This is a genomic window from Flavobacterium denitrificans DSM 15936 (assembly GCF_000425445.1).
GTDB classification, from domain to species: Bacteria; Bacteroidota; Bacteroidia; order Flavobacteriales; family Flavobacteriaceae; genus Flavobacterium; species Flavobacterium denitrificans.
On the sequence record NZ_KE384377.1, the window covers coordinates 422948 to 435692 of the forward strand.

A 12745-nucleotide genomic window follows, 5' to 3' on the forward strand; every position below is an offset into this window, starting at 1 on the left:
GTAAAGGTTCCGTTGTTGAATGTGATGCCTGCAAAGACTGCATTGTCAATAGTCATCGTAGCTGATAACTGCAAATCATTGTAGTTCGGCATCTGTACCAAAGCGTTTACGGTGTATGTTCCTGCATTGGTCTGAGCATTACCTGTGTAGGTTACCGTGGCACCTCCCGGAGCTCCCGAAACGAATATCGAATGAGCCGTTCCATCATACGTAAAGGTTCCGTTGTTGAAGGTAACTCCTGTGATTGTCGCACTGTCAATAATCAAATTCACATTTTCTGTAGCAGCTAAATAATTAGCTGTTTCAGAAACAGAAACGGTTACCGGATAGTTACCGACATCGGTATAACCTTGTTGTGGTGTATATACCAAAGTAGTTTCATTATGATTTAAAGTAGCCACAACATTTTTAACTGTTCCGTCATACAGATGGGTTTGTGTATTATTGGTGGTAATAACTGATTGCGATTTGTTAATGGTTAAAGATGCCGTTCTTATGGCCGTATTACAACTTGCTGCTGTATCCGAAATAGTTGCCGTAATGATATAAACACCTGCATTGGTAGCGGTATTACCCAATATAGTCTGATTATTTGCATCGGTTATTTCATAGGTAACGGCTGCTCCAGATGGAATATTCTGGGCAATAATGCTGTGCGGATTACCATCATACGTAATTATGCTGTCAGTAAAAACTACATTACTGAAATCAATAGTCGATGCACAATGAAACTCATACGTTCCCATATCTATATTTGTTCCGGTTATCCTCGCATTCCCCGCTAAATCGGTAGCCGTGTTGTTCAGCAAATTGTTCCCTGCATTAACGGCAGGTGATGTGTTTTTCAGCGTATAATCGCCGGTGGCATTATCGGTAAAAACATCGGCGGCAGAAATACCTGTTGCATCTATATTTCCGTTGGCAGTAGCAGACGACCCTTCTACCAAAGAATGCTGTGCAGTATAAGGTCCCGAAACCGTGCCGAAAACAATAGAATTATGAAACGTGATACTTCCCGTTCCTGTGGAATAAACGGGATCTGTGCCGGTATTATTTGCTATGGTAACATTGGTTAACTGTAACGGATCGATTGTCATATTTATAATTGCACCACCGGTATTTACTGCCGTATTATTGGCAAACAGTGCATTGGTTACTACAGGTGAAGAGTTGGTAACACTGAACATTCCGCCTCCGTTATTGGCAGTGTTTCCGGTAAAGGCTACATTGGTCATCACCGGGGAAGAATTGGTTACATTATACATTCCGCCACCATCATTGCTGACAGTGTTGTCTTTTATAACAGCATTATTCAGGGTAATAGAAGCGGTTTGGTTGTATATACCTCCGCCACGAGTTGCAGAATTATTTCTGATAACCAGATTGTTAAAAGCAGGTGCGGTATTGTAATTATACATTGCACCGCCATTACTGCCTGTTCCGTTCGTCAGGGTAAAACCATCCAGAATGGCAGTAGTGTTCAGTCCGTTGTTGTAATTCCAGATTACAGGTCTTACATTCTGTCCGTCCAGAACAGAACCATCTCCCAATCCTTTATTGGGTAAAGTACGGGTATTCCAGTCGGTGGTATTATTTGCAGGATTAAAACCTCCGTAGATTTCTACATTGTTTTTCATTATAAAGCTATGGTTGCCTACCGGATAATTTCCTGTGGCAACGTAAACTTTTTGCACATTCGTAGCATCTATTGCCAGCTGTAAAAGTCCTGTGGCATCTGCCCACGAAGAACCGTTTCCTAAACCTGTGGCAGCAGGTCTTACATATGCAATGCTGTTAGCACCGGGCTGAATAAAAAATTCATACGCTCCAAGGTCAATATCTGTTCCGTTCAATCTCGCATTGCCTGCCAAATCTTTTGTAGCAGCGCTCAACCCTGTAAATAAGGTATTGTTCCCTTTGTTAACCACAAAAGCAGCTCCTCTTAAACTGTAATCTCCTGCCGCCGGATTGGTGAAAATATCGTTAACGGTAATGCTTGTAGCATCAATATTCCCATTTGCCGTACTGCTGTTTCCTTCAATGAAGGAATATTGCGCGGTATAAGTGCCGGAACCCACTGTAAGTATAGATCCAAAAACAATAGAATTTTTAATATCCATCGTATTGGTATTATTGATAGCAAGCGCATCCGCTACGCCTCCTGTATTGCCGGCAATGGTTACATTATGGAGTGTTGCCGACACATCGACATTATCTAGTGCTATACCGCCTCCTGTACCGCCGGCGCTCACGTGATTGTCTGTAATCAACGTATTGGTAATAACAGGATGGCTATATCCTTGAACAAAAACCCCTGCACCAATTTTTGCCGAATTACCCTTAATAATCACATTGGAGATAATGGGTGAACTCTGTACCCAGCAGGCGATACCTCCGCCATAAGAAGTTGAATTAACATAATAAGAAGTATTTCCTTTAATCACTAAATTCATCAGTGTAGGCGAGGCATTGTGGTGATTGTATATTCCGGCGCTCCAGGTTTCGGCATAACCGCCTGTGATGGTAAAGCCGTCCAGTACGGCGGTGTTGTCGCAACTAATATTTTCCATTACTCTTCCTGCATTGTTGGCAGTCAGGACAGAGCCGTCACCCATTCCTCTGTTGGGAAGTATGCGGTTGTGCGTTAAATCGGTAATACCGTTGACCGGGTCAAAGCCTCCGTAAACTGCCACACCAGTTTTCAGGCGGAAGCTGTTGGGCAAAGGCACGCTATAACTACCTACAGCAACAAAAACCTTGGTGGCACCGGAGTTAATAGCTCCCTGCAAGTTGGAAGTAGCATTCGCCCAACTTGAACCGTTTCCGGTAAAGCCCTCACGTACATAAACGGTCAAGTTAGCGTCGGGCGTGATAACCGATTGATTTTCATTCGCTCCCATATCTATAACCAATCCTGCTAAACGCGGATTTCCTGCCAGGTCTTTGGTAGCGGCTGATAATCCTGGGTAAAAGGTATTGCTGCCCGCGTTAATTGCCGGAGATGTATTTGACAATTGGAAATCTGTCCCGACAAACAATGGGTCAGTATTTGCCAGATTGTTATCTGCTGTGTTACCTGTGGTGTAGCCCTGGGTAATACTGTTTTTAAGGGTAATGTTTCCGCCGTTGTTTTCTATGTCGGCTCCTGCTAAGGTAGGATTATTGTTTTTCAGGTTGTTCCAGATGATGCTGTTATATACCACCGGGACAGAAAATCCTTGATTGCAAATACCTGCACCTCTGATAGTTCCCAAAGCACTGGTCAGTGAATTACCTGTAATGGTAGCGTTGATAATGGTAGGAGTTGAAAAATTGGCATTTGTTATTCCTGCTCCCGAAACATCGGAAGCTGCATTTAAGACGTGATTTCCGCTGATAACCGAATTGCTGATAACAGGATTGGAAGCACTATTATAAATTCCGGCTCCTGATACACTTGCTATATTACCTCTGATAACCAAATTTCTAAGTGTCGGCGAAGCATACTCATTTCGTATTCCTGCTCCATTGCTGTAACTGCCGCCTGTAATGGTAAAACCGTCCAGAACGGCGGTATTGTCCATTGCCGTTGCAGATGTAAATACGTTCCAGATAACAGGTCTTACATTTTGCCCGTTTAATATAGAGCCTTGCCCATTGGAAGCATTCGGCATAATACGGTTATGGGTTAAATCGGTAATTCCGTTTAAAGGGTCGAAACCACCATATATTGCCAGGTTGTTTCTCATAATAAAGCTGTTGGCTCCTACGTTATAGGTTCCCGCAGCTACAAATATTTCGGTAATGCTGTTACAACCCGCTGCTGCCGAAAGGGCAGTATGCAGATTACCCATAGCGCTGCCCCAACTGCTGCCGTTGCCTGTACCCCCCGTTGCAACATACAGACGGTTTACGTTGTTGTACAGAATAAGAGAAGCATCTGAAGAGGTAATATTGCCACAGCTATTGGATACGGTAACTTTGTAGTCTGTAGCATTGTAAGATGCATCCGGATTGGTAAATGTAAGCGTGGCACTTGTAGCTCCTGATATTACACTGTTATTCGTTAAAGGAGTGCTGCCTTTATACCATTGATAGGTTAAAGTACCACCTGTGGCGGTAACACTCATACTTACAGAACCGGACGAACAACTGGCTACATTGACAGGCTGTGCCGTTATAACAGGCGATGCATTTACTGTAATATTGGCAACCTGAGTGGTATTGCCCGAGGTCATATAACCTGCCAGTGCTTTTACCGTACCATTGCCAGTTGTAGCTGCCGTGTAGGTAGCGGTTGCCGTACCATTGGCCTGTATGGTTGCCTGTGCATTGCTGATGGTACCATTAGCAGCACTGAAAGTTAACGGCATACCTATGAGACGTGATACATTGGCAAGAGACATTGTGGTACCTGCCGAATTTTGCAGTACACTTGCCGTAACAGTGGTACCGTTTGCAGTACATAAAGTGTTGGTACTTGCCGTAGTTTTCAGTACTAATTGTGGCTGGGTTATCAAAGTGGTCGGGGGAACAAAAGAACCGCTTACCACTGTTGCGACTTCGCTGCAAGTACCCGAAGCTTGCGGGTCGGTATTGCAGCCCCACCAGTTATTGGTGGCATCTACTGTTGCACCACCACCATTCCCAAGATAATACGAATACCCTTCTGTAACGTACAATGCGTTTTTGACAGTGCCGGCGGCTACTGTATTATTGCTGAAATAATTATAATTAACCGCTGTCGGAAAATCCGTACCAATAAAAACAGCTCCTCCATTCCCGGGATAAGTAGACCAGCCCGCAAGAGAATTGCCCGTAAAAATATTATTTTGAATGACTGTATTAAAGCTGGTAGCGTAATCTTTTTTTTCTGCATATATGTAAATTGCACCGCCTTGTTCAAAACTACTATTCCCGGTAAAGCTGCAATTGGTAATACTTGTACTTCCGGTAACAGGAGCAGTAGCATTGGCATAAGTATAATACGCAATAGAAACTGCACCTCCACTACCCACAAAATAACCACCACCACTATAATTGTATGCTGTATTATTAATAAAAGAACACTGATCGATATTAATGATGCCTGTCGATGCATAAGATATAGCACCTCCATCCCCTCCCATAGGGTCAGTATTTCCTTCAAAAGCACAGTTGGTTATTGTTATGACATTACCGGGCCCACCACAAAGAATAGCTCCACCGCCATAATAATCTGATGTTACATATCCGTTAGTAAATGTAATGCCTGATATGCTTGTGCTTACATCTGCAATCTCAGCCGTCGGATTAATAAAAAAAATACGATCCCGGTTGGTGTTGGTCATACTGATAATGGTTTGCCCGAGTCCTGCACCTATAATGGAAATATTCTGCGCATTATTACCAAAATGAATTGTCCCCATCGTAAGGTTATAGGTACCGGCAGGCACATTGATGACATGGGGTCCGCCTCCGGCAGCATCGGCAGCAAGGATAGCGCCCCGAAGCTGGTTGGTAGCCATACCGTCTGTGGTATTGGTAACATTGTAGGTTATGGCATAAGCACTGTTGCTGATGCAGAACATACCCAACAGTAGTAGTACTGTGTATTGTATGTGTTGAATAATTCGATGTAAAAATGTCATAAAACAGGTTTTAATATTTATTTTGGGAAGCATCAATAACACTGATAAAAGAGTTTATACTACAGATACCTACAGCATAAACTCTTGTGTATATCAATCAATACCTCTTTTACTAAACCGGCTAAGAATTTTCCGAAGCATAGCCACCGGCATTGATATAATAATTCAGGGCTAAAAAGGGCATCATATTGTTATGAGGAAGATCGCCACCTGTTTTGCCTATGGCATTGGTGTTCATAAGAGCGCCTTTCCCTTTGTTTTTTGCATAGCTGACAATAGCAGGTCGTGTTGGACCATTAGCCCAGACGTTGTTTGCAGGTTTTGCATCATTGCCCGATAAGCCGGCATTGGTATTATGCCTGTGTCGGGGTAGTTGTGCCTTAGTTAATATGACCTCTTTTTTCCCGGCATTTTCGCCAAGCTCATAAGAGGTAAGCTCATTGGTAGTACCGTAACTTACGGCAGCTTTGCCTCGCAAATCTGGTAAGCAAAAAGTATCACCCTCGCCGCCATAAGTGTAGCCGATTACAGAGAATAAGTTGAAATATGCTGATACCTTCAGCTTGCGGCCATCACAAAAAAGCCAGTTTTTTGGAACCAACGGGATAGATAAGGCTTTGATGGCTCCGGTAAATTCCTCATCGTCATTAAAACTTTCTGTAGGATGCATCCCATCTAAACAAATACAATAATTAAGGCTTAAATAGGGCGACATATTCTCGTGCTGCAGGTTGTCACCGGTTGGGGCAAGTGCTTTATCACTCATTATTCTATTGTTAGATTTTGCATATCCGGTATTTGCTGCCCAAAAATTATTTGCTAAAGCAGTATCATTGGCATCTTCACTGCTTGCCATAGCTCCGTGATTGTGTGCGGGCATTTCTTTTATGGTAAGCCTGTGTGCTTGCTCACCGGCGTACAAAAAAGCAGGATATCCGGCTCCGCTGCCTATTACTACCCTTCCCCGCAAATCCGGCAACGCAAAGTTTGTCTTACCATCGCCACCAAACCGGTTGCCCAGCAGCGCATATAAAGCAGGATTACTGCTGACAGGTAATAATTGGCCTTCGCATTTTGCCCAGCCTTTAGGGGCAAAATCAAATCCGAATAATCTTATTTCTGATGCATATTGTTCCATTGTTATATTTTTTTTGTGTTATTTAATGAGGATTAGGAAGTGTACCGCTTTCTGCGATAATGTAGGACATTGCAAGTACAGGCATCCTGTTTTCGTGCGGCATACCATCGCCTTCGGGCAATATGCTTTCATCGTTCATCTGAACATTACTTGTTTTTAATGCATAAATATTGCCTTTTGCTCCAGCCCAAAAAGCATCGGAGGCATCTTGGACCTCTGCATTACCAGCATCATTACAAGCGGGAGTGTGTTGGTGTGCGGGTAAGTGACTTGTTTCCAGTATTACCGTTTCTTTACCGCCTTTACTGCCTTGAGCAAATGCAGTACTTTGCCCAAGTGGAATTCTGCTTCGCAGATCGGGCAGGCAAAAGGTAGTGGCTGTACCACCATATAAATTGCCAAGTAAGCTTGCAAGTGCTTCGTATTCGTTAATAGGGAGCTCTCTACCGTCGCAAAGAAGCCAGCCTTCCGGGATTTTTGCTCCTGAGAAAAGTTTGATTTCTCCAACGTAGTTAAATGTGTCTGTCATTATTTTAGTTTTTAAGATTGTTTACTAATGATTAGAAATAACATATTATATGAGTGTCTTACCCTTATGCTGTACTTTGTAAGTCAACAGAATGACAATTAGCTATGGAGTACAACATAAAAGGTAGCTGCTAATACGTCAGCATATCCCGAAAGGATAATCTGTTTATTATTGCATATAAAAAATGAACGGAACGGAAATTTCCGGAAATACATGTTGCGGGCTTAGCTATAAAAAATGATTTAATAGCAAGCCAATTTCTTAGATAAAGTAAAGGTTGTTTCAAAGCAGCGTGAATTTTAAAATTACGATAGGTAAAATAAACGCATTCTGCTTTTTAAGGAACAAAAAGGCACATCACAAAAACATCACAAGTTTAAATAGGTACTATAAATCAATCAATTACAAATAAAATCACTTACTACACAATTGTGATAAATTAAATCGTTTCGATAAGTTCTTCTACTGTTGCGCTTTCAGAAAGATCTATTTTTTTGCGGATACGGTACCAGTTGGTATGAATGCTTTGGGTGGAAACCCCTAAAGCAGATGACATTTCTTTTCTTGAGAAATTGAGTTTAGCTAAAGAAAGAAATCGAATTTCTGCCGGAGATAATTGTGGATATTTTTCTTTGAGCTGAGTTAAAAATCCGGAATGTACCTGCTCAAATAAAATTTTGAAATTTTGCCAATCCTCTTCTGTGAGAATGGTGGATTGCTGCAACTGAAATATGATGTCGTTATTAATATTTGAAAGCGAAGCAAGCTGCTCCTGCATATTGTCTATAAGCTGTCTTTTTTCCTGGATCCTTTTTTTGAAGCCATCTAATTTAAGTTCGGACAGCTTTAAATTCTGTTCCGTTATTTCGAGTTTAGAGCTCAACAATAATTGCTTTTGATAATTAAGCTTCTTTTTATATTTAGAAATAAAAAATGTAACACCTGCTCCTAAAACAGAAATAATAATAAGCGAAATAATGATAATATTTTTTATTCTTTGTTCTTTTTCGTGAATTTGAAGTGTCATCTTGGATTGCAGCAATTGCAGCTGGTCTGCTGCTTTTCCTACCACCAATGCATTGTATTTTCTATCAAGTGCCTTTTCAGATCTGTGAAGACTGTCTGCATACAGGATAGCCGTTTTATAATCCCTTGAAGCAAGATGGTACTGGCGACTTACCTCGTAATAATATCGCTTTTGTTGTTCCAATACTTGCTGGTTTCCAAAAATTGAAGTTTGAGGTTTGGGAAAATATTTTCGGGCAAGTAATAAATATTCGGATGCTTTTTTTGAATCTCCTAACTCTAGATAGGTCTTTGTTAAATTAAGAGCAGTGCTATGTTGTGCGTCAGAAAAATTATTTTCTCTGTTGATTTGCTCAACTTCCTGAAAATGTTTTAAAGCTTTTTGGTATTCGCCCTTTTTATATAATACTTCACCTATATTGCCTGCAATTATTCCAAGCCAGGTAATGTCTTTATATATTTTAGCCTTTTTGTATGCAATGTTAAAATAGTAATAGGCATTGTCCGGTTGGTTCAGTTTCAGGTAAGATGAACCGAGCGTATTGTAGCGTTGTATATCAAGATTATCATTATATTTAGGAAGCTTTATTGATTCCTTCATATATTTAATAGTCTTCTCGTAATCTTGAAAAAAGAAATAGTCCAATGCAAAATCGTGCAGATATTTTCCCATCATAGGTACATTTCTATAACCTATTTTTTTGAAGATTTCGTCAGCAGCAAGCAGGTTTTCAAAAGCATCGGCATATTGCCCGTTACCAAACTGAACCTGTCCGATAGCAACCAAACAATCGCCTACGTGAAACAAATCATTTTTCTTTTCACTATACAATTGTAATTCACGAATTAGATTAATTTTCTTTTGAACATTCTTCTCATAGAAAATTGGTTTTCCTTTGATGTTATATTCAACGTGACTAAGTAATAATTGGTCATTTTGTAGTTTTGCAAAATCTTTTAGCTGTTCCAGAAATAAATCAAATTTATCGGAGTTTACCAAGTTGCTTTCTTCCATATATCCGTTCATATACCGGATGCGTTCAGCTGAGGAAAGAGAAAGCAAACGGTTATCTATATCTATATTCTGAGCCGGACAAGATATAGACGAAACCAGAAAAAAAAGAATACCGAATAAAAACCGTTTTAGCATTACTACACTTCTAAAAAGTTAATAATTTTTGAAATGTTTAAAAAATACTAAAACAAGACTGATATAATTTGCGTGCAACAGTAATAATTTAAGCTATTGGCAAATTTAATTATTTCTAAAAAATTAGACTAATGATAGATTATCTTTTTTACCTGTGATTATTCCTGCTGTACCAAATGCTGCAAGTTCGGGTCATTCTTAATTCGCTCCAATTCTGTTTCGATAATCTGTACAATATCCTGTTTTATCCGCTTGTAATTGCTTTCAATTTCCTGCAAAGCTCTTTTTTTATAAGGCTCACAGAAATATTATTGATTTCTTTTGTATTTCTTTTTCTTCATTTGTTTAGCAAACTGTTCTTCCTCGTAATCTTCTTCCTGTGTATTAGGCAACAGACTGAACAATCCCAAATCGGAATTAGCTGAATGCTCCTGCGAGATAAACTCGAAAAGGTCTTTTGTCGGTTGGTGGTCTAATGTGTCCGTATTGGAAACAGGGCTTTCCTGTACTTTCAATTCGGGCTTGTTTCCATTGTTCCACCAATCATTAAAGACATTAGCTGAAAGGTTTCTGTCTAACTGTGAACCGTTCCAAACGCTACGGCTCTCGTGGTCAATAAAAGTCATACCGTAAATCCGTCCTTCATTATTACGTCTCACAACCGTATTAATTCCCTGTTCAGCCAATTGTTTTTTAAAATCCGTTTCGTTGCTTATGGTGTGCATAGCCAATTCAACGGTATTCTTTAAAACTAACCTTGCAGGATTGGTTTTCATTTTCTCTTTGGACTGCTCAAAATGTTTTTGAAGTTGTGCAATTCCTGCATCTTTCCCGAAAAGTGATGCTTTGAATGGATTACTTACCTTGTTTCCATTCTCGTCCAAAGCAACATAGACCAATCCGTTTACAGGTTGTCCATTCCGTTCGCCTTTGACTTCTTCTGCTGTGATGTTGAATAGAGAAAGCAAAGCATTGTAACCACCCATAGTTGAAAAACTATAATGATTTGGCAGATGCCGTACTATCGAAGCAATCTGACTTTTGATGTCACCATTTTTATGATTTATGGGCTTGAAAACTCTATTGTTTTGTTTCTGTTCTTGTTCGGTTGCCTTTTGTAGATTATATTTCTGTTCTAAATCCCTACAGATAGCCATTGAACGTGGGTGGTCGTAATCATCGGGGATTTTCTTACCGTCTATACCTACGCAGGTTGAAACGATATGGATGTGTGTACGGTCTATGTCTGTATGTTTGAAAACGATGTAAGGTTGATTGACATATCCCATACGCTCCATATATTCCTTTGCCATTTCCATAAACTGTTCATCATTGACCGTATCCGAAGGATCTGGGTTCAGTGATATATGCCGAACCGTCTTTTCCGTTTTATTATTTGCTGATAAATACGGCTCAAAGCACTTGTTGAAATGCGCTACGGAATACTTACCATCTACTGTGTCGGGTATCTTATTGAGCAATAGAACCGTTCCGTTTTCCTTGTCCACTTTCTGCTGATTGTACAAAATTGCACCATACATATTGCTTCCCTTTCCAATTTTTGCAATCATAACTTTACTCTTTTTTCAGATACTTCTCTTCAAATTCCTGTGTCAAACGGATGACCTCTTTAGTAACTTGTACCAATTCTATGGTTTCCTTTTCCAATCTAAAAAGGTATGTTCCTGCTTTTTTCTCCGAAAAATTGCGGTATAATATCTTCACAATCTGATTGTAATTTGTTCCGATTGATCGGAACTGGCTAAAAAACCGGGTCAATTTTTCGTGATATTCTATTGCATCCATATCAATTTTTACGGTTTTTACTGTCTTCTGAAAGATACAGGCTGTAATAAAATGAGCGATTACTTTCATTTCTGACTGGTCAAAGAGGGCAAGGAATCTGGCATTATCCTCCGCATTCAGGTTAAAGGAATACCGATGTACCGCAGGGTCAATCTTTGGTTTTCTCCCTGTTTTCCTAATCTGTTTTCTGTTTTTCTCTTCCATAATAATCCATTTAAATTTTAAACAAACGGGCGACTTCGGAGCCGTTTCCAGCCCCCTGCAAGGGCAAGTGCTCTTGAGGTACGGAAATTTATTTCGAGGACCTCAAGATATAACTTGCTCTGAACAAGGGTTCAGAAAAATCCGTTTTGCAAACGGATTGTAGTTAGCAGGGGAAACCCATAGCTTCCCTTACAAATTTCGGCAAGACTATTTGAATAACAGCTATTTATAACGACGACAATGAGCGCCAAATGATGCCACTAAATGCCACCTTAAGGCAGATTGGGACTGCTTTTATTTACTTTGTATATGGTTAGCTGGCTGACTGGTTATACCCTTAATGAAGTAACTAAACAGCATAAATTTAGATGGCAAATCAGCGTGAGTGATTGCTGGAAATCCATTGACTTTTTAGCTAATGAAAAATATGTAGGTACATAGATAGTTACATCTGTACAATGATATGTATAACTAATTGTTCAGCTAACCAAACGGCTAATTTGAAACAATATTAAAAACAGTTATATGATAAACGAAGATGATAAAAAACAGCAACCAGAAGTACAGGGTTTTTCTATTGAAAATTTTCTTGGCGATGAAAAGAAACAACCTTCGACGAAGCAACAGGCAGTAAGACATCAGGATGACTTTACCAAACCCGATGTAGATGAGGAAGCTTTGATGCTGGTAATGGCAGGGGAAGAACCTGCTGAAATTGAAACGGATCGTACAAGACCGTCAGCAAACAATGCTAAAAAAAGTACCTCTAAGCCAAAGAAACTGGATAAAGAGGACTACTGCGGACAGTTCTTTAAAATCCCGAATACTACGGCAAGTAAAGGCAAATCGGTCTATGTGCGACAGGAACACCACGATACGTTTAGCAGGCTTACCAACATTATGGGAATTGACAAGCTGACGATTTATGCGTATCTCGACAACATTATCGAATACCATTTTCAAGAGTTTGGGGAATTGATTAGCGAAATCTATAACGAGAAACACAAACCGTTGTTTTGATTATGGTGTATTGTCAGATGCGATGCGTTGCTCCCTCTTAAAATTATTTTCCAAAAGAAAAAAACAGAAAAAAAAGAAAGCCATTTTAACAAGGCGGACAAGCGGAAAAACCAAAAGGAAACGGAATAAGTCCCGAAGGGTGGCAGGGCAAACACAACCACTCGGCGAAGCAACCATATTTGCCCTGCCATTATGCCGTAGTCTTTTGGTTGGGTGGTGCGGTGGCTGTCCGCTTTATCTTTGCTACCTTTTTATTCTTTTTT

At 40.2% G+C, this 12745-nt stretch carries 7 protein-coding genes; 1 reads left to right on the forward strand and 6 read right to left on the reverse strand.

The genetic code is table 11. The features are described from left to right. The 6 genes from H600_RS22105 to mobA form a co-directional block, all read right to left on the reverse strand. The coding region (locus H600_RS22105) for a beta strand repeat-containing protein (protein WP_167330305.1) at positions 1 to 3833 on the reverse strand (3833 nt) is incomplete at its 3' end. A 1897-nt stretch (positions 3834 to 5730) separates the two neighbouring features. Further along, positions 5731 to 6747, reverse strand: a complete 1017-nt coding sequence (locus tag H600_RS22560; protein WP_051234427.1) for a phage tail protein — start codon at positions 6745 to 6747, stop codon at positions 5731 to 5733. Positions 6748 to 6769: 22 nt separating this feature from the next. Continuing rightward, entirely contained in the window at positions 6770 to 7276 is a 507-nt protein-coding gene (locus H600_RS0113720) for a phage tail protein (protein ID WP_026729322.1), read from the reverse strand. Between the two features lie 439 nt (positions 7277 to 7715). Then, positions 7716 to 9452 carry a tetratricopeptide repeat protein gene (locus H600_RS0113725; protein WP_084157387.1) on the reverse strand — a complete coding sequence of 579 codons (1737 nt, stop codon included), beginning with the start codon at positions 9450 to 9452 and terminating at the stop codon, positions 7716 to 7718. Positions 9453 to 9760: 308 nt separating this feature from the next. Beyond that, a complete protein-coding gene (gene mobB / locus H600_RS0113730; protein WP_026729324.1) occupies positions 9761 to 11023 on the reverse strand; it encodes a conjugal transfer protein MobB in 1263 nt (420 codons plus the stop codon). A gap of 4 nt (positions 11024 to 11027) precedes the next feature. Then, positions 11028 to 11462 (reverse strand): conjugal transfer protein MobA, encoded by a 435-nt coding sequence (gene mobA / locus H600_RS0113735; RefSeq protein WP_026729325.1) that lies wholly within the window; start codon positions 11460 to 11462, stop codon positions 11028 to 11030. Between the two features lie 525 nt (positions 11463 to 11987). Between mobA and H600_RS0113745 the strand changes: the two genes are divergently transcribed. Next, a complete protein-coding gene (locus H600_RS0113745) occupies positions 11988 to 12482 on the forward strand; it encodes a DUF3408 domain-containing protein (RefSeq protein ID WP_026729326.1) in 495 nt (164 codons plus the stop codon). Positions 12483 to 12745 lie beyond the last annotated feature (263 nt).

Coding starts and splice junctions, on each gene's coding strand:
- H600_RS0113725 (WP_084157387.1), bottom strand. CDS start 9,452: ATGCTAAAACGGTTTTTATTCGGTATTCTTTTTTTTCTGGTTTCGTCT.
- mobA (WP_026729325.1), bottom strand. CDS start 11,462: ATGGAAGAGAAAAACAGAAAACAGATTAGGAAAACAGGGAGAAAACCA.
- H600_RS0113745 (WP_026729326.1), top strand. CDS start 11,988: ATGATAAACGAAGATGATAAAAAACAGCAACCAGAAGTACAGGGTTTT.
- H600_RS0113720 (WP_026729322.1), bottom strand. CDS start 7,276: ATGACAGACACATTTAACTACGTTGGAGAAATCAAACTTTTCTCAGGA.
- mobB (WP_026729324.1), bottom strand. CDS start 11,023: ATGATTGCAAAAATTGGAAAGGGAAGCAATATGTATGGTGCAATTTTG.
- H600_RS22560 (WP_051234427.1), bottom strand. CDS start 6,747: ATGGAACAATATGCATCAGAAATAAGATTATTCGGATTTGATTTTGCC.